At 59.5% G+C, this 23343-nt stretch carries 18 protein-coding genes, 1 CRISPR repeat array and 1 riboswitch; of the genes, 14 read left to right on the top strand and 4 right to left on the bottom strand.

All coding sequences use genetic code 11. The features are described from left to right. Positions 1-107: 107 nt before the first annotated feature. Complete coding sequence (locus BWI76_RS19390; protein WP_171820856.1) at positions 108-1034, top strand: LysR family transcriptional regulator; 927 nt, start codon at positions 108-110, stop codon at positions 1032-1034. 176 nt (positions 1035-1210) lie between these two features. Continuing rightward, positions 1211-2094: a CRISPR direct-repeat array (repeat unit 29 nt; unit sequence GTGTTCCCCGCGCCAGCGGGGATAAACCG). A 67-nt stretch (positions 2095-2161) separates the two neighbouring features. Here the strand turns inward: BWI76_RS19390 and BWI76_RS19385 are convergent. Then, positions 2162-4138 (bottom strand): alkyl/aryl-sulfatase, encoded by a 1977-nt coding sequence (locus BWI76_RS19385; protein WP_004138622.1) that lies wholly within the window; start codon positions 4136-4138, stop codon positions 2162-2164. A gap of 232 nt (positions 4139-4370) precedes the next feature. After that, positions 4371-4467, top strand: a riboswitch (TPP riboswitch). Between the two features lie 34 nt (positions 4468-4501). Between BWI76_RS19385 and thiM the strand changes: the two genes are divergently transcribed. The 3 genes from thiM to fbaB all read left to right on the top strand — a co-directional run bounded on the left by thiM (position 4502) and on the right by fbaB (position 7273). Beyond that, a complete protein-coding gene (gene thiM, locus BWI76_RS19380) occupies positions 4502-5275 on the top strand; it encodes a hydroxyethylthiazole kinase (protein ID WP_004138623.1) in 774 nt (257 codons plus the stop codon). Then, on the top strand, positions 5272-6072 hold the full coding sequence (gene thiD, locus BWI76_RS19375; RefSeq protein WP_004138624.1) for a bifunctional hydroxymethylpyrimidine kinase/phosphomethylpyrimidine kinase: 801 nt from the start codon (positions 5272-5274) through the stop codon (positions 6070-6072). The genes thiM and thiD overlap by 4 nt, the downstream gene beginning before the upstream one ends. Positions 6073-6220: 148 nt before the next feature. Continuing rightward, positions 6221-7273, top strand: coding sequence for a class I fructose-bisphosphate aldolase (fbaB, locus tag BWI76_RS19370; RefSeq protein ID WP_004103793.1), 1053 nt, complete (start codon positions 6221-6223; stop codon positions 7271-7273). A 438-nt stretch (positions 7274-7711) separates the two neighbouring features. On the opposite strand, the gene BWI76_RS19365 is transcribed toward fbaB, so the two are convergent. Together BWI76_RS19365 and BWI76_RS19360 are read right to left on the bottom strand one after the other, a co-directional pair. Further along, positions 7712-9319 carry an FGGY-family carbohydrate kinase gene (locus tag BWI76_RS19365; protein ID WP_064371595.1) on the bottom strand — a complete coding sequence of 536 codons (1608 nt, stop codon included), beginning with the start codon at positions 9317-9319 and terminating at the stop codon, positions 7712-7714. 30 nt (positions 9320-9349) lie between these two features. Then, the gene (locus tag BWI76_RS19360; protein ID WP_064371594.1) at positions 9350-10099 is read right to left on the bottom strand and encodes an SDR family oxidoreductase; all 750 of its coding nucleotides are present in this window, start codon (positions 10097-10099) and stop codon (positions 9350-9352) included. Between the two features lie 256 nt (positions 10100-10355). Here BWI76_RS19360 and BWI76_RS19355 point away from each other — a divergent pair, with 256 nt between their 5' ends. Continuing rightward, positions 10356-11357 (top strand): substrate-binding domain-containing protein, encoded by a 1002-nt coding sequence (locus BWI76_RS19355; protein WP_064371593.1) that lies wholly within the window; start codon positions 10356-10358, stop codon positions 11355-11357. Positions 11358-11378: 21 nt separating this feature from the next. On the opposite strand, the gene BWI76_RS19350 is transcribed toward BWI76_RS19355, so the two are convergent. Then, complete coding sequence (locus tag BWI76_RS19350) at positions 11379-12320, bottom strand: sugar-binding transcriptional regulator (protein WP_004138636.1); 942 nt, start codon at positions 12318-12320, stop codon at positions 11379-11381. Between the two features lie 206 nt (positions 12321-12526). Between BWI76_RS19350 and dalD the strand changes: the two genes are divergently transcribed. The 9 genes from dalD to BWI76_RS19305 all read left to right on the top strand — a co-directional run bounded on the left by dalD (position 12527) and on the right by BWI76_RS19305 (position 23335). Next, positions 12527-13894 (top strand): D-arabinitol 4-dehydrogenase, encoded by a 1368-nt coding sequence (gene dalD / locus BWI76_RS19345; protein ID WP_024359174.1) that lies wholly within the window; start codon positions 12527-12529, stop codon positions 13892-13894. Positions 13895-13903: 9 nt separating this feature from the next. Then, on the top strand, positions 13904-15367 hold the full coding sequence (xylB, locus tag BWI76_RS19340) for a xylulokinase (RefSeq protein ID WP_064371592.1): 1464 nt from the start codon (positions 13904-13906) through the stop codon (positions 15365-15367). A 68-nt stretch (positions 15368-15435) separates the two neighbouring features. Beyond that, entirely contained in the window at positions 15436-16713 is a 1278-nt protein-coding gene (gene dalT / locus BWI76_RS19335; protein ID WP_004138639.1) for a D-arabinitol transporter, read from the top strand. Between the two features lie 48 nt (positions 16714-16761). Next, a complete protein-coding gene (locus tag BWI76_RS19330; protein WP_049087591.1) occupies positions 16762-17424 on the top strand; it encodes an HAD family hydrolase in 663 nt (220 codons plus the stop codon). A gap of 298 nt (positions 17425-17722) precedes the next feature. Then, positions 17723-18877, top strand: a complete 1155-nt coding sequence (locus BWI76_RS19325) for a mandelate racemase family protein (RefSeq protein ID WP_024359170.1) — start codon at positions 17723-17725, stop codon at positions 18875-18877. Between the two features lie 64 nt (positions 18878-18941). Further along, on the top strand, positions 18942-20564 hold the full coding sequence (locus tag BWI76_RS19320; RefSeq protein ID WP_004138645.1) for an ABC transporter substrate-binding protein: 1623 nt from the start codon (positions 18942-18944) through the stop codon (positions 20562-20564). Further along, positions 20561-21598 carry an ABC transporter permease gene (locus BWI76_RS19315; protein WP_004138648.1) on the top strand — a complete coding sequence of 346 codons (1038 nt, stop codon included), beginning with the start codon at positions 20561-20563 and terminating at the stop codon, positions 21596-21598. The genes BWI76_RS19320 and BWI76_RS19315 overlap by 4 nt, the downstream gene beginning before the upstream one ends. Then, positions 21595-22500: an ABC transporter permease gene (locus tag BWI76_RS19310; protein ID WP_004138649.1), complete on the top strand. Its 906-nt coding sequence runs from the start codon at positions 21595-21597 to the stop codon at positions 22498-22500. The genes BWI76_RS19315 and BWI76_RS19310 overlap by 4 nt, the downstream gene beginning before the upstream one ends. Next, entirely contained in the window at positions 22472-23335 is an 864-nt protein-coding gene (locus BWI76_RS19305) for an ABC transporter ATP-binding protein (protein ID WP_004138651.1), read from the top strand. The genes BWI76_RS19310 and BWI76_RS19305 overlap by 29 nt, the downstream gene beginning before the upstream one ends. Positions 23336-23343 lie beyond the last annotated feature (8 nt).

Here is a 23343-nt window from a genome sequence, read left to right as displayed (position 1 = left end):
CAAGGATAATGGGGATACTCTAGGGGCAGAGCAAACGTTTGCCCAGATGAATAAATTTATCGCCCGATAACCTCGGGTTATTCTGCATGCTCACCGTTGACGAAAACATGATGACCGAACCCTGGCAACGTCTGCCCGCGCTCTCTCTCAAGCAGATTCAGTACTTTGTGACCCTGGCCCAGCTGCGTCACTTCACCGACACCGCTAACCGGTTGGCTATCAGTCAGCCGGCGCTAAGCAGCGCGCTGCGGCAAATCGAGACGGTGCTGGGTGGTAAGCTGGTCAACCGCACCGCCTCGGCGGTCACCTTAACCGAACTGGGGGCGGCGATTTTGCCCCACGCCCGGCGGGTGCTGAGCGTGGCGCAGCTGGCGTTTCAGGATATGCAGCAGATAGTCGAGGCCGGCGGCGACGGTACGGTGCGTATCGGTCTGGTGCCCTCGGTGAGCTCGCTGCTATTTCCTCTGCTGCCGCAAACGCTGGCTCAGGCGTTTCCGCGCCTGAGAGTGGAGTTTCACGATCAGACTAACGACGCCCTGTTTTGCGAGCTGCAGTCGGGAAAGATAGATTTTGCCGTAGGCGCAATAGACCGTTCGTTACCGCCTGAGCTGCAGGTTTATCCTCTGCGCGAAGATCCGTTTGTGGCGGTGCTGCACTGCGACGATCCGCTGGCCGGGCAGCCGCATCTGCCGTGGAAGCTGCTCGCGGGGCGCGATATCGCGGTGTTCTCAAAGGGCAATATTCAGCGCCTGGTCGGCGCGCTGGCGGAGAGCCATCGCCTCACGCTGCAAACGCGTTATCAGGTTGACTATATTGAAACGCTTTACGGCCTGGTGCGTTCCCGGCTGGCGGTGGCGATTCTGCCTGAGCTTTATACCACCCACCTTCAGGATCCGGCGTTAAAGGTGGCGCAACTTCAGCAGCCGGCGCTGACGCGAACCGTGGCGCTGATGCGCGGGCCGCAGCCTCTGCCGCCGCTGATAGAAGCGTGTTTTACATTATTACTGAGTTCGCTGCGGGAAGTGAATCTGTAGAGGCCGTTGCTCTCTCAGCTTGTTGTGGTGAAATGCGAGAGAGGTAACGGAATAGTTTGTTGTGCCTTTTAAAATCAAATAGTTATGGCTCTTTAAAAACATCAATTTGTTGCAAAAATGTCGGTAGATTGTTCTTGGTGGATAAATTTATTATAAAACAATAAGATATGGTTAGTGTGTTCCCCGCGCCAGCGGGGATAAACCGGTTCCAGTGATTCAGGATCTGGCCGATAGTTGGTGTTCCCCGCGCCAGCGGGGATAAACCGCTTGGCGATCCTGTTCGTGAGGTATTCGGAAGGTGTTCCCCGCGCCAGCGGGGATAAACCGATTGACCAGGCTTCCGCTGACCGACTGTTGAAGTGTTCCCCGCGCCAGCGGGGATAAACCGGCACTGACACACGAGGAGCTTTGCCAGTTAGCGTGTTCCCCGCGCCAGCGGGGATAAACCGACTCCCTTCTTGCCTGCTTCCACTGCTCTGATGTGTTCCCCGCGCCAGCGGGGATAAACCGTTATCTCAGGATATGAGTAGAACAGCAAAAAAGTGTTCCCCGCGCCAGCGGGGATAAACCGGTTTGTTTCTGTCTCTTCGCGCATTCCTTAAGGTGTTCCCCGCGCCAGCGGGGATAAACCGAACGGGCGCAGATATCCATAGGTCCACGTAGCGTGTTCCCCACGCCAGCGGGGATAAACCGTTACTGGAGATCTGATGCACTTGCGTTCAAATGTGTTCCCCGCGCCAGCGGGGATAAACCGAAGATCAACCCGCGGATGAACACATTGATGCCGTGTTCCCCGCGCCAGCGGGGATAAACCGGCCAGTGAACAGCCTGGCGCTGTGGCTGAATAAGTGTTCCCCGCGCCAGCGGGGATAAACCGCCGGTACCGCGCACGTCAAATACTGAAGATGGGTGTTCCCCGCGCCAGCGGGGATAAACCGCCTATGAAGTCAGCAACCTCGGACGGGTCCGCGTGTTCCCCGCGCCAGCGGGGATAAACCGGCGGTGAACTCAGTTGCAAGTGGGCAGGGTGAGTGTTCCCCGCGCTAGCGGGGATAAACCACAGTCAATGTTTCCCGAACATGGTTCTAAAGAGTGTTCCCCCGCAGCTGGCCGCCGCGGGGGCTGATTTACGGCGTCACGATATTGAACCAGAACTCAAATTTATCCATATAGCCCAGCATCTCATCCAGCTTCGCGCCATCGCCGGTCACTTTCACTTCACCCTTATCTTGCGCCTGTTTTAGCGTTTCCTCTTTCAGGATGATTTTGTTCAGCGTGGCGCGTTCCAACGCAATGGTAGCATCCGCGTCCTTGGCTTCGGCATCGGCGGTGTGGTTGAGCACGCCGTTTTCCAGCTCCAGCTTATATTTACCGCCATCGTTACCCAGGTCGATATTGAACACCGCTTTGGCGGTTCCGGCTTTCTCACCATTAATATGCACCGCAAGGTAATCGAAGAACATTTCCGGGGTCATCGCCCGTACGGTATCCGGGCTGGCGGTGTTCGGCGTCGGGCCTTTCACTACGCCGTTGCGTAGCTCCTGAGCGCCGGTCAGGTAGAAATTACGCCACGGTCCTGATTCCGCCTGATAGCCCAGCTGCTCCAGGGCATCGGCTTCCAGATTGCGCGCCTCCAGATTACCAGGATCGGCGAAGACAATTTTACTCACGACCTGCGCTACCCAGCGATAGTTGCCCTGGTTGTAGTCCTCTTTGGCTTTCTTGAGGATAGCGTCGGCGCCGCCCATATAATCAACGAATTTCTTCGCCGCTTCTTCCGGCGGCAGTTCATCCAGCGTAGCCGGGTTGCCGTCGAACCAGCCGAGGTAGAGGACGTAAGTCGCTTTTACGTCATGGCTGACGGAACCGTAGTAGCCGCGGTTGGCCCAGGTGTTGGCCAGGCTGTCCGGCAGCTTGAATTTGGCGGCGATCTCATCGCGGGTCAGGCCCTCGTTGGCCATGCGCAGGGTCTGGTCATTGATGTATCGATACAGATCGCGCTGGCTCTTCAGCAGGTTAACCACGTTCTCATTGCCCCAGGTCGGCCAGTGGTGCTGGGCCATAATGATTTCGGCCTTGTCGCCCCAGCGTACGATGGCGGCGTTGATATATTTCGACCACGGCAGCGGTTCACGAATTTTCGCTCCGCGCAGCGAGTAGGTGTTATGCAGGGTGTGGGTGACGTCTTCTGCGGATTCAATCAGCTTCTTCTCTTCGATATACCACAGCATTTCCGACGGTGCTTCTGAACCCGGCGCCAGCATAAAATCGTAGGTCAGCCCGTCGATGGTCTCTTTCTGACCATCTTTCTCGATGATATTGGTGGGAGCAATCAACGTGACGGTGCCGGCGGAGGTCGTGGTGCCGAGGCCTGCGCCAACCTGGCCGGTGGCATCCGGTTTCAGCAGGTTGCCGTACATATAGCTGGCGCGGCGGCTCATTACGTTCCCGGCCATAATGTTTTCAGCAACGGCGGCTTCCATAAAACCGGAAGGCGCGTAGATTTTGACTTTACCGGATTTCACATCGGCTTCATCGACCACGCCGCGAACGCCGCCGTAATGATCGACGTGGCTGTGGGTGTAGATCACCGCAACGACCGGCTTATTGCCGCGATTTTTGTAATACAGATCCATTCCGACCTTTGCGGTCTCCGCCGATACCAGCGGATCGACAACGGTGATGCCTTCTTTGCCTTCGATAATGGTCATGTTGGAGAGATCGAGGTTGCGGATCTGGTAAACGCCTTCGGTCACTTCAAACAGGCCGCTAATATTGATCAACTGGGATTGACGCCAGAGGCTGGGGTTGACCGTATCCGGCGCCTTTTCACCCTCTTTAACAAAGTTGTACTGCTGCGGGTTCCAGATAACGTTGCCCTGTTCGCCTTTAATCACCTCCGTAGGGAGCGCGGCGATAAAGCCTTTATGCGCGTTGGTAAAGTCGGTGTTATCGGAGAAGGGAAGCTGTTTGTACAGCGCGTCGTTTGCCTGTTTGGTTGCCGCGGCGGCTGCTTTGGGAGACGTTTCGGCCCAACTGGTCATGGGGAGGGTCGAAATGATTCCTGCCAGAGCCAGACTTTTCATAATCGGTGTTAATTTCATCGGAATCCTCATGGGTTTACGCTGATTCACTCGTTAATTTCGATATGACGCCGGGTTACATCCTGTAACGCCTCCTAAACTATAAACACGTATCTGAAAAAGTGTTTATTTTGTTAATTATTTGATTTCTTATTGTTAAATTCAGATCGGCGTGCGCTCCTCTAACCGCGCCAGGCCAGCTTGCGTTGTCCCGCGACTTACCGTAACCTGCCCGCTGAGAACGTTTTTATCTCTCAATGACTCGGGGTGCCCTTCTTTGTGAAGGCTGAGAAAAACCCGTACCACCTGATCTGGATAATGCCAGCGTAGGGAAGTCAGAGACCGCAGGGTCGTCGCTTCTTCATCGCCTGGCGGGAGCAAACGATGTCTGACCTGCTGAACCCCGCGCATATCGCCCATCTGCGGCACCTTTTTCACCGTCATTCCCCTCTTGTGCACTGCATGACGAACGACGTGGTGCAGACCTTTACCGCCAACGTCCTGTTAGCGATTGGCGCATCCCCGGCGATGGTTATCGACCCGGACGAAGCCAGCCAGTTTGCCGCTATTGCCGATGCGCTGCTGATTAATGTCGGTACGCTGACCGTCGAACGCGCGGCGGCGATGCGTGCGGCGGCGCATAGCGCAACGCAGGCGGGCAAGCCCTGGGCGCTGGACCCGGTGGCGGTCGGCGCGCTGACCTTACGGACAGAATTTTGCCGGGAGCTGCTGGCGCTGCAGCCTGCCGCTGTTCGCGGTAATGCCTCGGAAATTATGGCCCTGGCCGGAATGAGCGGCGGCGGGCGCGGTGTCGATACCACCGATACCGCCGCCGCAGCGCTGCCCGCGGCGCAGGCGCTGGCCCGCCAGTTGAATACCGTGGTCGCGGTCACCGGCGAGGTCGATTACATCACCGATGGCCAGCGCACGCGCGCGGTCACCGGCGGCGATCCGCTAATGACCCGGGTAGTCGGCACCGGCTGCGCGCTATCGGCGGTGGTTGCCGCCGCTGCGGCGATGCCCGGCGATCGGCTGGAGAACGTGGCCGCGGCCTGCGGTCTGATGAAGCTGGCGGGGGGAAAAGCGGCGCGGCAAGGCGGCCCCGGCAGCTTTACTCCCGCCTTTCTCGATGCGCTCTACGCGGGAGGTGACCTGTGAAACGAATTAACGCGTTAACCATCGCCGGCACCGACCCGAGCGGCGGCGCTGGGATCCAGGCGGATCTCAAAACCTTCTCGGCGCTGGGCGCTTACGGCTGCTCGGTCATCACCGCGCTGGTGGCGCAAAACACCCGCGGCGTCCAGTCGGTGTACCGTATAGAGCCTGATTTTGTCGCCGCGCAGCTCGATTCGGTCTTCAGCGATGTGCGCATCGATACCACCAAAATCGGGATGCTGGCGGAAACCGATATCGTCGAGGCGGTGGCGGAACGGCTGGCGCGCTACCGGATAACCAACGTGGTGCTGGATACCGTCATGCTGGCAAAAAGCGGCGATCCGCTGCTCTCAGCCTCGGCGGTGGAGACGCTGCGCCAGCGCCTGCTGCCGCAGGTGTCGCTGATCACCCCGAACCTGCCGGAGGCGGCGGCGCTGCTGGATGCGCCACATGCCCGAACGGAAAAGGAGATGCTGGAGCAGGGCAGAGCGCTGCTGGGAATGGGCTGCGGAGCGGTATTAATGAAGGGCGGCCATCTTGATGATGCGGAAAGCCCTGACTGGCTCTTTACCCGCGACGGGGAGCAGCGCTTTACCGCGCCGAGAGTCCAGACCAAAAACACCCACGGTACCGGCTGTACGCTGTCGGCGGCGCTGGCGGCGCTGCGTCCGCGTTACGATGATTGGGGGCGAACCGTGGAGGAAGCCAAGGGCTGGCTCTCTGCGGCGCTGGCGCAGGCCGATTCGCTGGAAGTGGGGCACGGCATCGGTCCGGTCCACCATTTCCACGCCTGGTGGTAACCGGCAAGACAACGTGTCAGCAGACTATGCTGAAAAAATAGGCTCCCGGCTGGAAAATATGCTGAGTCGGTACCAGGCTTAACCTGCCCAAAATAATTGGGTTGGGAAAACGCATGCCGGTTTCGACCGGCACTTACGGGAGATAGCTATGACTGATATTACGCAGTTGCTTGGCAAAGATGCCGACACGCTTTTACAGCACCGCTGTATGACGATTCCAGCCGACCAGCTCTATTTACCGGGGGCGGATTATGTCGATCGGGTGATGGTGGATAACAATCGTCCGCCGGCGGTGCTGCGTAATATGCAAACCCTGTATAACACCGGCCGCCTGGCGGGAACCGGATATCTGTCGATCCTGCCGGTCGACCAGGGCGTAGAGCATTCTGCTGGCGCCTCTTTTGCCGCCAACCCGCTGTACTTTGATCCGAAAAATATCGTCGAACTGGCCATTGAGGCCGGTTGTAACTGCGTGGCCTCCACCTATGGCGTGCTGGCCTCGGTGTCGCGCCGCTATGCGCACCGCATCCCCTTCCTGGTCAAACTGAACCATAACGAGACGCTGAGCTACCCGACCGAATACGATCAGACGCTGTACGCCAGCGTTGAGCAGGCATTCAATATGGGCGCCGTGGCGGTCGGGGCGACGATCTATTTCGGTTCCGAGCAGTCTCGTCGGCAAATCGAAGAAATCTCCGCTGCGTTTGAACGCGCGCACGAGCTGGGCCTGGTGACCGTGCTGTGGGCCTATCTGCGTAATTCGGCATTTAAGAAAGATGGCGTCGACTACCATGTTTCCGCTGACTTAACCGGCCAGGCCAACCACCTGGCGGCGACCATCGGCGCGGATATCGTGAAGCAGAAAATGGCGGAAAATAACGGCGGCTATAAAGCGGTGAACTTTGGCTATACCGATGACCGGGTTTACAGCAAGCTCACCAGCGATAATCCGATCGATCTGGTGCGTTACCAACTGGCGAACTGCTATATGGGCCGCGCCGGGCTGATTAACTCCGGCGGCGCGGCGGGTGGCGAAACCGATCTCTCCGACGCGGTGCGCACGGCGGTTATCAATAAGCGCGCGGGCGGCATGGGGCTGATCTTGGGACGTAAGGCGTTTAAAAAATCGATGGCCGACGGCGTGAAGCTGATCAATGCCGTGCAGGATGTCTATCTGGACGGCAAAGTCACTATCGCTTAAGCACTCGCGTCGTCTGCCTTCCCCGGCGGCGCTGCGCTTGGCCGGGCTACCGGTTCACCGCCGTCTGAGGATCGGAGCCCGGACAGGCGCGTCAGCGCCGCCTCCGGGAATATGCAGAGCAGGGTGACCGGTTCACCGCCGTCTGCGGGCCGGTAGCCCGGATAGGCGCGTCAAGCGCCGCCTCCGGGAAGCTATGCAGAGCAGGGCGACGGGTTCACTGCCGTCTGAGGATCGGAGCCCGGACAGGCGCGTCAAGCGCCGCCTCCGGGAAGCCATGCAGAGCAGGCGACGGGTTCACTGCCATCTGAGGATCGGAGCCCGGACAGGCGCGTCAAGCGCCGCCTCCGGGAAGCTATGCAGAGCAGGGTGACCGGTTCACCGCCCTCTGCGGGCCGGTAGCCCGGACAGGCGCGTCAAGCGCCGCCTCTGGGATCCCGCTTATTCGCGAATCAGCCGCGCCGTGTGCTGTAGCGTTTTATACGCTTCATAGCGCCGCTGATGCTCGGCGCTATACTGCGCAACGCAGCGATAGGTTTTATCCACCCGCGTAAACTGCTTCATCGCTTCCGGCAGTGAAGGGGCGACTTTACCTGCTACCGCGCCGAGGATGGCCGAACCTAACAGCACCGGCTCGCTGCTGGCGGTGCTAACTACGGTAACGCCGCAGGCATCGGCGAGTAGCTGGCGCACCAGCGGATGCTGCCCGGCTCCGCCGCTGATGATGATATTCTCGCTGCGGATGCCGCACGTCTTCTGCGCGTCAATAATCTGCCGCAGGCCGTAACCGATCCCGCACAGCCCGGCGACGTAGAGCGCCATCAGGTTGTCCAAATCCCGTTCCATCCCCAGTCCGGCGATAATCGCTTTCGCATGCGGGTCGGCCAGCGGCGCCCGATTACCTAAAAATTCAGGCACCACGTGCAGCCCGGCGGCGAGGTTAACCGCCGCAGAAGAACTTTCCACTTTCGCCAGCACGCTATCGGCAAGATAAACCGGTAGCGGGACGCCGCGCGCCTTGGCCAGCGCCTTAGCCTCGGCGGCGGCGGGATGGAAGCTCAGCAACTGGTCGATGGCCGCTCCGGCCGCGCTCTGTCCGCCTTCGCTCAGCCAGAACCCTGGCACCATCGCCGAGTAATATGGTCCCCAGACGCCGGGCACGAACACCGCTTCCTGAGTGGTGGTCATGGTGCAGGAAGAGGTGCCGAAAACGTAGGCCATGTTATTGACCGCGCCGTTCAGCACGCCGACGGTGCCGATGCCGCCCGCGTGGGCGTCGATCATACCGACCGCCACCGGGGTACCGACCGGCAGGCCCATCTCTTCTGCCGCCGTGGCGCAGAGGCCGTCGCCGCAGGGGGTTCCCGGATCGACAATCCGCTGGCCGATGCGGACAAAATCTTCATCCGCCAGCTCTTCGAGGCCAATCTGGCGGAAGTACCCGGCGTCCCAGCGTTGTTCATGCGCCAGGTAGGTCCATTTACAGGTCACGGTACACGCCGAGCGGGCTAAATCGCCGCTTGAGCGCCAGGTCAGATAATCCGCCAGATCGAAAAAGTGGCGCGCCTGCTGGTAAATGTGCGGGCGGTTCTCCTTCAGCCAGAGAATTTTCGGCGTTTCCATCTCCGGCGAGATTTTGCCGCCAACGTACTGCAGCACCGGGTGGCCCGTGGCGTTAATTTTTTCCGCCTGGCCAGTGGCGCGATGATCCATCCAGACGATAATGTTACGGTCCGCATCTTCCGAAGGCCCGACCGCCAGCGGCGCGTCGTTTTCGCCGATCACCACCAGCGAGCAGGTGGCATCGAAGCCGATACCGGCAATTGACGATGGAGCGACCCCGGCGCTGGCCACCGCCGTTTTAATGCAGTAGCACACCGCCTGCCAGATCTCGCGGCTCGACTGTTCCACCACATTTCCGGCACTGCGAAACAGGGTAATTTCCCGGGTCGCGTGGGCGAGAAGGTCGCCCCGCAGATTGAACACCCCAGCGCGAACGCTGCCCGAACCGACATCGACGCCAATAATATGTTGCGTATCGCTTTGCATAAAATCCTCTCACACAGGCTGGTTGAACGGTCAGAGATCGACGCTGTTAGGCAGAATCACGATGTCGCGTACGGTGACGTTTTTCGAGCGCGTGACCATAAACAGTACCGACTCGGCCACTTCAATCGGCTGCATCAGGCTGCCGTTGGCCAGCGCTTCGTCCATTTTTGCTTTTGGCCAGTCGTCCAGCAGGGCGGTGACCACCGGACCCGGCAGCACGGCGCCGACGCGCACGCCGTACTGGGAAACCTGGCGACGGGTGGTATGCACAAACGCCTGGACGGCAAATTTCGACGCGGTATAGATAGGTTCCCAGATCACCGGCACCACGCCCGCGATAGAGCTGGTGAAGATAATATCGCCGGATTTTTGCGCGATAAGATGCGGCAGGACGCTGCGCACGCAGCGGAAGGCGGCGTTGATGTTGAGATGCAGCACGCGGTCCCATACGTCCGGGTCGCCTTCAGCCACCGGCCCGCCGATATAGGCTCCGGCGTTGGCGTGGAAAATATCGAGACGTCCGGCAAGGCGTAAAATGCCCTGCAGCAGGTTATCAACCTGTTCCGCCTGCATCAGGTCAACCTGCAGGGCGAAGGCGTTTTCGCCTAGTTCAGCGACGATTTTGTTGAGCTTCTCGCCTTCGCGGTCGATAAGCACCACTTTAGCGCCAGACCCGAGCAGGGTTTTCGCGCATTCGAGGCCGATACCGGATGCCGCGCCGGTGATAGCGGCGACTTTACCGCTGAGGGAAGTATTCATAGAGGAGACAGAGTGGTTCATTTTATAATCCTTTACAGAGTCAGTTGGCGCTAACGAACACGAGGGCATCACGTTCGACGCCAGGGGCGAAAACTTGTTAAGGTATTGAATATGAGCCTCATTATTTGATGTTCGCTGGAATATTAACGCTCAATGCGTGAAGGCTCCGGCGGGTAAAATGCAAGCTCAATCGATGAAGCTCATGTTGCTCCAGCTTCATCGATTGAGCAAGTGGGGAAATTAACAGCGAAATGATTTTGTGACGCAAGTTGGAAAAATGAAGAAAATCACGATTTACGACCTGGCGGAACTCTCCGGCGTTTCGGCGAGCGCGGTCAGCGCCATTCTTAACGGCAACTGGAAAAAGCGCCGCATCAGCGCGAAGCTTGCCGAAAAGGTCACGCGGATTGCCGAAGAGCAGGGATATGCCATCAACCGCCAGGCCAGCATGCTGCGCAGTAAAAAATCGCACGTCATTGGCATGATTGTCCCCAAATACGATAACCGCTATTTCGGTTCAGTCGCCGAGCGTTTTGAGGAGATGGCCCGCGAGCGCAGCCTGCTGCCGATCATTACCTGTACGCGCCGTAGCCCGGAGCTGGAAATTGAAGCGGTAAAAGCGATGCTCTCCTGGCAGGTTGACTGGGTGGTGGCGACCGGGGCGACCAACCCGGATAAAATTACCGCCTTATGCCAGCAGGCGGGGGTTCCGGTGGTTAATCTCGACCTGCCGGGTTCTCTTGCGCCATCGGTGATTTCGGATAACTACGGCGGCGCGAAGGCGCTGACGCATAAGATCCTCGCCAACAGCGCCGGGCGTCGTGGGACGCTGGCGCCGCTGACCTTTATCGGCGGACGCAGCGGCGACCATAATACCAGCGAGCGTTTACGCGGCTTTCACGATGCGCACCGGGAGCGGGGGCTGAGCGTGCCGCAGGAGAACATCCTGGCGCCCGGTTATTCGAAAGGTAAAGTCGAGGCCTGCCTGCAAGCGCGGTTTGGCGCCGCGAACACCTCATTGCCGGGGATATTTGTCAACTCGACGATATCGCTGGAAGGAGTGGTGCGTTGGCTATCGCAGGCGGGACTGACCGGCAGCGAGCAGCCGCCGATGGGCTGCTTTGACTGGGACCCGTTTGTCTATCTGCTGGGGCACGATATCGACATGGTGCAGCAGGACGTGCCGGCGATGCTGGAAGCGGTGTTTCAGATTATCGATTCCGGCGATGCCAGCCAGCAGCGGATTGAAATCCCGCCGCTGTTGATGAGCAGCCGCTGAGCCGCTTGCTGGCGGTTGACGTTAGCGCGTCAGCAGCCAGCGGGCGGTATGTTCATCGGTCACCAGGCCATTGATCCAGCCGCCTTTAAGCGCCGCCAGAATCGCCGGACGTTTGTACTCGCCGCACGCCACCGCGATACGCGGACACTGGTTCTGGCGAATGTCATAGCTGGTAATCATTCTGTTGATTTCGCTGTCAACCACGCCGCCTTCGGCATCGATAAAGCGCCCCATGATCTCGCCGATGCCGCCGCGGGCGGTCAGCTCATCCATCTGCGCCTGATTGATAAAGCCGTCTTTGAAAATCGGGCTTTGGGTACCTAATGGCCCAATGCCGACAAAAATAACGTCCGCCCGGCGGGCGACGGTGGAAACGCTGCAAAACAGCCGGCTGGTGCACCACATGTCGTACTCCTCCTGGGTCTGCGCGTAGCGCGGCGCGGGCCACTGATAGTACTTGGCCTTAATTTTGCTGGTCAGCAGCAGCGGGACGTCATCGTAATAGTTGCACTGGCCGTCGGCGTCCATGGCGCTGATCAGCGCCACGCAGCGGGTATTCTGGCTATCGAAATCGATGCGCTGCAGCGCTTTTTTCAGGGTCAGGCCGGAACCCAGGCCGATGATTTTCTCTTTATCATCCTGTAGATAGCGGGCCATCAGCTGATAGCAGCCGAACGACACGCTATCGAGGGTGCTTTCTTCGTTAAAGGCGGGCACGATATTGCACTCGATAAGCCGGTACTTCTCCTGCAGCAGCTGCGCGTAATCGAGGCAGTTAGCCACCGGATGGTGCAGGCTAATCGACACGATCCCTTCTTCTTTCGCGGCGGCGATCAGCCGCTGCACCACCGGCCTCGAGGTGCCAAGCTGGCTGGCGATTTCGCTCTGATTCTGCCCGGCGATGTAGTACATCCACGCGGCGCGGACCTTCTGATCCAGCCGGATATCGTCTTCTTTGCTCATGGTTTCCCGCCCTAAGTTGCTGGCCGCGGCGATAATTTCACCCGGCGAATACCCGCATTCTGGCCGTGGTCGGGATAACTGGCAAGCTTTTGCTCTTTTCTGGTCATTTGTAATTTGATTGGGTAATTGTTCTTTTGTGATCCGTGGCTCTTATTTCGGTCAAATGATCAATTACAGTGAGCCCATCAACTCAAGGAGAGCAGAACATGAACAATCAATTCACATGGCTTCACATTGGTCTGGGTTCTTTTCATCGCGCTCACCAGGCGTGGTATCTGCATCGTTTGATCGCTTCCGGAGATAAGCGCTGGCATATCGCGGCGGGGAATATCCGCAACGACGCCGAGCAGGTGGTCCAGGCGCTGGCGGCGCAGGGGGGGCGTTACGTGCTGGAAACCGTCAGCCCGGAAGGGGAGCGCGAATATGAAGAAATCACCTCCATTCAAAAACTGCTGCCGTGGCAGGCCGGGCTGCAGCCGCTGATTAACGAAGGGGCAAACCCGCAGACCAAAGTTATCGCCTTTACCGTGACGGAGGGGGGCTACTACCTGAATACCCGCCATCAGCTGGAAACCAGCAACCCCGATTTGCAGGCCGATCTGGCAGGGGAGTGCAAAACCATTTACGGCACCCTCGCGCGGATTCTGGAAAAGCGCATGGCCGACAACGCCGGGCCGCTGACCCTGCTGAACTGCGATAACGTGCGCCATAACGGCGAACGCTTCCACGACGGTATGGTTGAGTTTCTGCAGCTAACCGGCAAGCAGGCGGTGATTGACTGGATGGCCGTCAACACCACCTGTCCGAATACCATGGTCGACCGCATTACACCGCGTCCGGCGGCGGACCTGCCCGCGCGCATCAAAGCGCAAACCGGTATTGACGATAAAGCGCCGGTGATGGGCGAGACCTTTATCCAGTGGGTAGTGGAAAACAACTTCCGCGATGAGCGCCCGAAGCTGGAAGCAGTCGGCGTGGAGATGGTTGCGTCGGTGATCCCTTATGAAGAGGCGAAAATCCGCATTCTCAACGCTTCGCATAGCTGCATCGCGTGGGCGGGGACGTTAATCGGCCAGCAGTATATTCATGAAAGTACGCTGACCGACTTCATCTACGCCATTGCCGACCGCTACGTCACCGAGGATGTGATTCCGTGCCTCGGCGATAACGGCATTGACCTGCCGACCTATCGTGACGTGGTGCTCAAGCGCTTTACCAACCCGTATATCCAGGACACCAACCAGCGCGTCGCCGCCGATGGCTTCTCGAAAATTCCGGCGATGATCGCGCCAACCCTACAGGAGTGCTACCAGCGCGGCGTCCGCCCGGAAGCGACCGCCATGCTGCCCGCGCTGTTCTTCGTCTTTATGGAACAGTGGCATAAAGGAACCCTGCCGTATCAGTACCAGGACGGTATCCTCGACGCTCAGGCGGTACATGAAATGTTTGAAGCTCAGGATCCGGTGGCCCTGTACGCCCGCAATACAGCGCTGTTTGGCACGCTTGCCGACAATGCCGATTTCCTGGCGCTGATGCGCGAGAAGATCGCCGCCGTTTATACGCTGATTAAATAAGAGGTGGCTATGTATCTGGGTATCGATCTCGGCACATCGGAAGTCAAAGCGCTGGTCATTGATGAGAACAATGAGGTTATCGCCAGCCATAGCGCGCCGCTGAGTATTCAGCGTCCCCATCCGCACTGGTCAGAACAGTCGCCGCAGTCATGGTGGGAGGCGACGGAGTATTTGATGGCCACGCTGCGGGAAAAATGCGCCCAGCACTGGCCGGCCATTAAAGCGATCGGCCTTTCCGGGCAGATGCACGGCGCGGTCCTGCTGGATGCCGAGGGGGAGGTGATTCGCCCGGCCATTCTGTGGAACGACACCCGCTGCGCCGCGGAGTGCGCGGAGCTGGAAGAGATGGCGCCGGAGCTGCATCAGGTGGCGGGAAACCTGGCGATGCCGGGCTTTACCGCGCCGAAGCTGCTGTGGGTACGCCGCCACGAGCCGCAATACTTTCAGCGCACCGCCACGGTGCTGCTGCCGAAAGACTATCTGCGCTACCGGATGACGGGTAAGAAAGTCTCCGATATGTCGGACGCCGCCGGGACGCTGTGGCTGGACGTGGCGAAGCGCGACTGGTCCGATTCTCTGCTGGATAAGTGCGGCCTGTCGCGCAGCCAGATGCCGACCCTGGTCGAAGGCTGCGAGGTGTCCGCCACGCTTGACCCGCAGGTGGCCGAGCGCTGGGGGCTGAACGCCTCGGTAGCGGTTGCCGGAGGCGGCGGCGATAACGCGGTCAGCGCCATCGGCGTCGGCGCGGTCTCGCCGGGAGACGCGTTTATTTCGCTTGGCACCTCCGGGGTGCTGTTTGTGGTGACCGACGCCTATCGTCCGGCGCCGCAGTCGGCGGTACACGCCTTTTGTCACGTTCTGCCGAATCTGTGGCATCAGATGAGCGTCATGCTCAGCGCCGCCAGCTGTTTGCAGTGGTTCTGCCGCCTGACCGGCACCACGGAGGTGGCGCTGCTGGAGGAGATTGCCCAACTTAGCGAGGAGGAGAAGGCCCATGCGCCGTTCTTCTTACCCTATCTCTCCGGCGAACGTACTCCGCACAACGATCCTGACGCGCGCGGCATGTTCTGGGGCATGACCCACTCCAGCCTGCGCGCCCAGCTCGGCTATGCGGTGCTGGAAGGCGTGAGCTTCGGCATCAACGACGGCCTGCGGGTGCTGAAAGAGAGCGGGACGCGGATCGAACAATGTTCACTGGTTGGCGGCGGCGCCCGCAGCCCGTTCTGGGCGCAGCTGTTGGCCGATATTCTCGATATGCCGGTGGTGACCCACAAAGGGGGAGAAACCGGCGGCGCGTTGGGCGCAGCGCGGCTGGCCTGCCTGGCGGCGGGCAAACCGCTTGCCGCCGTGTGTGAAAAACCGGAGGTCTGGCAGACCTGGCGCGCTGACCCGGTACGCCATCAGACCCTGATGCGCCGCTACGCGCAGTTTAACGCCTTGTATTTAAACGATCTGAACTATCGGCAGCACTAATTTTTATCACGATAACCGTTCCGGTGAACTGACCGGAACGGCCTCCTGTACCCTAAAACGAGGTCATTATGTCTATCAATAATAAACAGTGGCTCGGCTTACCCCTGAACCTGCTCTGGGGATACATCGCCATTGCCGTATTCATGACCGGCGACGGTTTTGAACTGGCATTTCTCTCGCATTACATCAAAGAGCTCGGCTTCTCTCCGGCGCAGGCTTCATTTGCCTTTACCCTCTACGGCCTGGCCGCGGCGCTGTCGGCGTGGATCTCCGGCGTGGTGGCGGAAATTATTACCCCGCTGAAAACCATGATGATTGGCTTCGTGCTGTGGTGCGTGTTCCACGTGCTGTTTCTCGTCTTCGGCCTCGGCCATGCGAACTATGCGCTGATCCTCGTTTTTTACGGTATTCGCGGCTTCGCGTATCCGCTGTTCCTCTACTCGTTTATCGTGGCCATTATCCACAACGTGAAAAGCGATAACGCCAGCTCGGCGATCGGCTGGTTCTGGGCGGTTTACTCGATCGGCATCGGCGTTTTCGGCAGCTATATTCCGAGCTTTACCATTCCGCATATCGGCGAGCTGGGGACGCTATGGCTGGCGCTGGCTTTTTGCGTCACCGGCGGCATCATCGCGCTGGCTTCCCTGCGCCATATTCAAACGCCGCGCCATATGCAGAACCTGACCACCCGCGAGAAGTTTTCCGAACTGGGGCGCGCGGCGACGCTGCTCTATACCAACCGCAATATTCTGCTGTCGAGCATGGTGCGGATTATCAATACCCTCTCGCTGTTCGGCTTCGCGGTGATTATGCCGATGATGTTTGTCGATGAGCTGGGCTTTACCACCTCCGAGTGGTTGCAGGTGTGGGCGGTGTTCTTCTTCACCACCATTTTCTCTAACGTGCTGTGGGGCATTCTCGGGGAAAAACTGGGCTGGATGAAGGTGGTGCGCTGGTTTGGCTGCATCGGCATGGCGCTCTCCAGCCTGGCGTTTTACTACATTCCGCAGCATTTCGGACATAACTTCGCGATGGCGATGATTCCGGCCATTGCCCTCGGGATCTTTGTCGCCGCGTTCGTACCGCTGGCGGCGGTCTTCCCGGCGCTGGAGCCGAAGCACAAAGGGGCGGCCATTTCGGTTTACAACCTGTCGGCGGGGATGTCGAACTTTCTCGCGCCGGCCATTGCGGTGATTTTACTGCCGTTCTTCAGCACTATCGGGGTGGTGATCGCCTATACCGCGCTGTATGTGGCGGCCTTTTTCCTCTGCGCGTTTATTCGCGTCGAGCAGCCGGGTTTTACCCGCAAGGAAGCGCCGGCCGGCGAGCAGGTGGAGTTCTCTTAAGGTAATGCGGCTGGCATGCCCGGCATGCCAGCCTTAACGAGGTGGATGATGAGTATTCAGGCAGTAATTTTTGACATGGATGGCGTCATTATTGATTCCGAATCCCTGTGGCGACGGGCGCAAATCGAAGCCCTCGCCCGCTGGGGGGCAACGGCGAGCGATGAGGAGTGCGAAAGGCTGACCAAAGGTAAACGCCTCGACGACATTGCCCGCACCTGGTGTCAGTATTGCCAGCTTGACCTCGCCCCGCAGCGGCTTGAAGAGGCCATACTGCAGCGTATCACCGGCCTGATCGCCGCCGAAGGCGAGGCGATGCGCGGGGTGCATGAGGCGTTACGCTATTTTCGCCACGCGGGCTATAAGATTGCGCTCGCCACGTCTTCATCCCGGCAGGTTATCTCCGCGGTGCTGAACAAGCTCTCGCTCTGGCACTATTTTGACGTTATCTCCAGCGCGGATGATGAAGCGCAGGGCAAGCCGCATCCGGCGGTGTATCTGACGACGTTGCGTAAGCTCAATCTCGACGCCAGCCGGTGCCTGGTGATTGAAGATAGTTTCAACGGCTTTAGCGCGGCCCGGGCCGCAGGGATCGCCACGGTGATTATTGCCGAAGATAGCCAGCATGCGCGCTTCCAGGCCGCCGCTGGCCGCTATCAGGCTTTACCTGAGCTGCTGGAAACCCTCACCGCAGCGGCGGAAGCGGTCGAATAACTGACTCTTTCGTGGGCGCAGAACATCTCGGGATGTACCCGGTCGGTCACTCTCTTTTCTGCGCTCACGCCCCCTTTTTCACCATGACGATCCTTCTCACATATCGCCCATCTTTTGTGAAAACAGTCACGTCCTGTTGTGCCAATGCCCAAATTTATTGCCTTGCTTAGCGGTGTTTGTCCGAGGCACTGCTACGTAATTGTGCTTAGATTAGATATTGAAACGTTTTTTCAATAATGTGAAACCACTTTACCGATTTACCTCTATAGATCGGATTTGGCCGTGATAAGGACCGAGCATGAAAATTGAATCTGTAAATGTCACCGTTTTCCAGTATCCCACGCGTCGGGTTTCCGACAGCGCCGGGCACTCCCATCCGGGAGCGGAAAGCATGGCGAAAATGGCGATGCTGACCATTACCGCCGATGATGGCACCCGGGGTTTTTCGTTTGCACCGCCGGAAGTGGTACGCCCGTTCGTGGTGAACACCTTTTTTCGCAAGGTGATGGTGGGGCAGGACCCGTTTAACCGCGAGCGTATCTGGCAGGATCTTAACCACTGGCAGCGCGGCAGCGCCCATCAGCTGACCGAGCGCGCGCTGTCGTTTGTTGAACAGGCGCTGTGGGACCTGATTGGCCGCAAGCTTAATATGCCGGTGTACAAACTGCTCGGCGGCTATCGCGATACCGTCCCCGCCTACGGCAGCACCATGTGCGGCGACGATCTGCCGGGCGGTCTGTCGACCCCGGAGGAGTATGCCGCCTTTGCCGAAAAGCTGGTCGCCCGCGGCTATAAGGCCATCAAGCTGCACACCTGGATGCCGCCGATCGCTTTTGCGCCCAATCCGAAGATGGACATTAAAGCCTGCGCGGCGGTGCGCGAAGCGGTAGGGCCGGATATCGACCTGATGATTGACGGCTATCACTGGTACAGCCGCGCCGAGGCGCTGTGGATTGGCAAAGAACTGGAAAAACTCAACTTCGCCTGGTTTGAAGAGCCGATGGAGGAGGATTCGATGTCCTCCTACGCGTGGTTGGCGGAAAACCTGTCGATTCCCATCGTCGGACCGGAGAGCTTCGGCGGCAAGCACCATATGCGCGCCGAGTGGGTGAAAGCCGGAGCCTGCGACATCCTGCGCGCCGGGGCCAACGGCGTGGGCGGCATTACCCCCACCATGAAGGTGGCGGCGCTGGCGGAATCCTTCGGTATGGACTGCGAAGTCCACGGCAACGGCGCGGCAAGCCTGGCGGTGGTCGGCGCGATCCGCAACTGCCGCTGGTACGAGCGCGGACTGCTGCATCCATTCCTCGACTACGATGAGCCGGCGGCCTATCTCAACAGCATTGTCGATCCTATGGATGACCAGGGCTTTGTGCATTTGTCCCAGCGTCCGGGTCTCGGCGAAGACATTAATTTTGCCTGGATCGAAGCCAATACCGTTAGCCACGACTGATGAATAACTAAAAAAACAGGCGCGTGCTGAGTCGCGACGCCTGAGTACCCTACAGGCGATAGATATGAAAAAAAACTCCTTACTGGCAGCGTGCTTACTCGCGCTCGCCGTGTCGATGGGGAGCGGGGCGGCGTTGGCGAAAACGCCGCCGGATCAGCTCATCATCGGCATGAATATGAATAACCTGCTCACCCTTGACCCGGCGGCGATGACCGGGAACGAAGTGGTGGGGATCGTGGTTAACCTCTACGACTCGCTGGTGGAGCTTGATCCTGAGCAGCTCACCAACGTCAGGCCCGCGCTGGCGAAATCCTGGGACATCAGCCCGGACGGTAAAACCCTGACCTTTCATCTGCGCGACGACGTGAAGTTTCACTCCGGCAACCCGCTGACCGCCGCCGACGTGGTGTGGTCGATGCGGCGTATTTTGCATCTCAACCTCGCGCAGGCCTCGGTGTGGAAGTCTTACGGCTTTAGTAAGAAAAATATCGACGGCCAGGTCAGCGCGCCGGACAGCTTCACGGTGCAGATCGTGCTGCCGAAAGATAACGACCCGCAGCTGGTTATCTACTCGCTGGCGGCGCTGGGCAACCTCGGGGTGCTGGACAGCAAAACGGTGCAAAGCCACCAGCAGGATAATGACTGGGGCAACCGCTGGCTGACCACCCATGAAGCCGGTTCCGGGCCGTTCACGCTGGAAACCTGGCAGGCAAAAGATGTGCTGCGCATGAAGCGCAATCCTGACTACTGGCGCGGCGAGGCGAAAATGAGCCGCGTGGTGCTGCGCCACTTCCAGGAGTCGCAAACCCTGCGCCTGATGATCGAAAAAGGAGACCTCGATATTGCCAACAATATGGCGGTTTCCGACATCAACGCCCTGCGCGGCGACCCTCAACTGACCGTCGACGCGGTGCAGCGCGGCACCATGTACTACGTGGCGATGAGCATGAAAGAGGCGCACTTCGCTAACCCGAAAGTGCGCGAAGCGGTGCGCTATCTGATTGATTATCAGGGCATCAATAAAGCGCTGATGCCGGGCTATGGGGTGCTGCATCAGCGGCCGATTAAGGCGGGTATGCCGTCAACGCTGCCCGATCCTGGCTACAGGCTGGACGTGGCGCGGGCGAAAAAGCTGCTGGCGGAAGCGGGCTATCCCAACGGGTTTAATACCACGCTGCGGGTGCTCGCGGATCAGCCGTTTCTCAATATCGCCATCGCCGTGCAGTCGACGCTGATGCAGGCGGGGATTAACGCCAAAATCATCACCGGCACCGGTAACCAGATTTACGGCGCGATGCGCGAGCGTAAATTTGACCTGCTGGTGGGGCGCGGCGGCAGCGGCATGGAGCCGCATCCGCACTCCAGCCTGCGCGCGCTGGTCTATAACCCGGATAACAGCGATGAGGCGCGCCTGACCAACTTCCAGGGCTGGCGCACCGGCTTTTACGACCCGCAGCTCAATTCAATGATTGACCACGCCCTGCTGGAGCGCGATGCGCAAAAGCAGGTCGCCGATTACCAGGCCATTCAGGCGCGCTACGACCAGCTGATCCCGGCGTTAATTCCGCTTTCGCAGATGGTCGATTCGGTGGTGGTGCGCAACGAGGTGCGGGAGTATCAGCCGCACCCCTCCGCCACCACTTTTCTGCGTGACGTCTACAAAACCCGCGAAGGAGAGAAAGGATGAGCACCGCAATCCTTGCGCCCGGCTCACGCGGCCGGCGCTTATCAAAACGGCTGCTGCAGGTGGTGATTACCCTGTTCGGCCTGCTGCTGCTGACCTTCACCATCGGCCGCGTTATGCCCATCGACCCGGTGCTGGCGATTGTCGGCCCGGACGCTGATCAGAGTACCTATCAGCAGGTTTACCAGCAGCTGGGGTTTGATAAATCGCTGACCACCCAGTTTGGGATCTATTTCGTCAACCTGCTGCACGGCGATCTGGGCAACGCGCTGCTGACCGGGAAACCGGTGGTGGACGATATTATCCGCGTGTTCCCGGCCACCATGGAGCTGGCGACGATGGCGATTCTCGTCGGCGCCGGGCTGGGCATCCCGCTGGGCGTGCTGGCGGCGGCGCGACGCAACAGTATTTCCGACTATGTGGTACGCATTATCAGCCTGGCGGGCTACTCAACGCCGATCTTCTGGGTGGGGATGATGGGGCTGCTGCTGTTCTACGCCTGGCTTGGCTGGGTGGGCGGCGCCGGTCGGGTAGACCTCGGGCTGGACGGTATCGTACCGCGGCGTACCGGTTTAATGACCGTCGATGCGCTGCTGGCGGGCAACGGGCAGGTGTTCTGGAACGCGATTAACCACCTGATTCTCCCCGCCTCGCTGCTCGGCTTTCACTCGCTGGCCTACATCAGCCGCATGACCCGCAGCTTTATGCTAGCCCAGCTGTCGCAGGAGTTCATTATTACCGCGCGGGTGAAGGGGCTGACCGAGCGTCAGGTCATCTGGAACCACGCGTTTCGCAATATCCTCGTACAGCTGCTGACGGTGGTGGCGCTGGCCTACGGCGCGCTGCTGGAAGGCGCGGTACTGATTGAAACCGTCTTCTCCTGGCCGGGCTTTGGCTCCTATCTCACCGGCAGCCTGCTGCTGGGCGATATGAATGCGGTGATGGGCTGCGTGCTGCTGGTGGGGGTAATTTTCGTGATGCTCAACCTGCTCTCCGACATGCTGTATCAATTCTTTGACCCGAGGACAAAATCATGACCGTTTCTCTGGATTCGCCGCTTTCCGACGGCACGGGTGAAGGCCGCCAGCGGCTGCGGCGCGCGGCGTCGCGGACGGCCGGGTTTATCGGCAAAATGGCGCGCAACCCGCTAACGGCGATCGGCGGCGGAATTATCTTTCTTCTGCTGGTGGTGGCGATTTTCGCGCCGCTGATTGCGCCTTATAACCCGCTGGTGCAGGACCTGAACAGCGCGCTGGTCGCGCCGAACGCGCAGCACTGGTTCGGCACCGATGAGTTTGGCCGGGATATCTTTAGCCGCCTGGTGTACGGCTCGCGCATCACGCTTTACATCGTGCTGCTGGTCTCGGTGACCGTCGGTCCGCTCGGGCTGCTGCTCGGCGTCAGCGCCGGCTATTTCGGCGGCAAAGTCGATATGGTGCTGATGCGCGTTACCGATATTTTCATCTCCTTCCCGAGTCTGGTTCTGGCGCTGGCGTTCGTCGCCGCCTTAGGTCCGGGGCTGGAGCACGTGGTTATTGCCATCACGCTTACCGCCTGGCCGCCGATTGCCCGTCTGGCGCGCGCCGAAACCCTCTCTCTGCGCCAGGCCGATTTTATCTCCGCCGTACGTCTGCAGGGCGCGTCATCGGCCCGCGTCCTCTGGCGACATATCGTGCCGCTGTGTCTGCCGTCGGTGATTATCCGCATCACCATGAATATGGCGGGGATCATTCTGACCGCGGCCGGTCTGGGCTTTCTCGGCCTCGGCGCCCAGCCGCCGGAGCCGGAGTGGGGGGCGATGATCTCCAGCGGGCGCACTTATATGATGGAGTGCTGGTGGGTGGTTACGATTCCGGGGCTGGCGATTCTGATCAACAGCTTAGCGTTCAACTTTTTAGGAGATGGCCTACGTGACATCCTCGATCCTCGCAGCGAGTAATGCTCCGCTGCTCGACGTACGCGATCTGTGCGTCGACTTTGTTAACGGCAGCGCGGTGACCCATGCCGTGCGCGGCGTCTCCTTCCAGCTGGGGCGCGAAAAGCTGGCGATTGTCGGCGAGTCCGGTTCGGGTAAGTCCACCGTTGGGCGCGCGCTGCTGCAGCTGCATCCGAAAAAAGCCCGCGTCACCGCCGCCCGGATGCAGTTTGCCGACCTCGACCTGCGGCATCTTAGCGAAGCGCAGATGCGCGGCGTACGCGGTAAGCGTATCTCCATGATTATGCAGGACCCGAAATATTCGCTCAATCCGGTGGTCTGCGTCGGCAAGCAAATCGCCGAGGCCTGGCTTACCCATCATCCGGGGCGTAAAGATGAGGCCAAAGCAAAGGCGCTGGAGATGCTGGAGGTGGTGCGTATTCGCCAGCCGGAGCGTGTTTATCAGCTTTATCCGCATGAAATATCCGGCGGGCAGGGGCAGCGCATCATGATCGCCATGATGCTGATTACCGACCCGGAGCTGGTGATCGCCGATGAACCCACTTCCGCGCTGGACGTGTCGGTGCGCCTGCAGGTGCTGGGCCTGCTGGATGACCTGGTTCAGTCGCGCGGGCTGGGGCTGATTTTTATTAGCCACGATATCAACCTGGTGCGCAGCTTCTGCGACCGCGTGCTGGTGATGTACGCCGGACGGGTGGTGGAGTCCATCGCCGCTAAGGATCTCGATAACGCCCGCCATCCCTATACTCAGGGATTGATTAACTCGCTGCCGGATATGCAGCATCGTCGCCCGATACTGCCGGTGCTGCAGCGTCAGGCCAGCTGGTTAACGGAATAAGGAGCGGA

Source organism: Klebsiella sp. M5al, from assembly GCF_002090195.1.
GTDB classification, from domain to species: domain Bacteria; phylum Pseudomonadota; class Gammaproteobacteria; order Enterobacterales; family Enterobacteriaceae; genus Klebsiella; species Klebsiella grimontii.
Note: the sequence above shows the minus strand (reverse complement) of the source record. Positions and strands in the feature narration are given on the sequence as shown.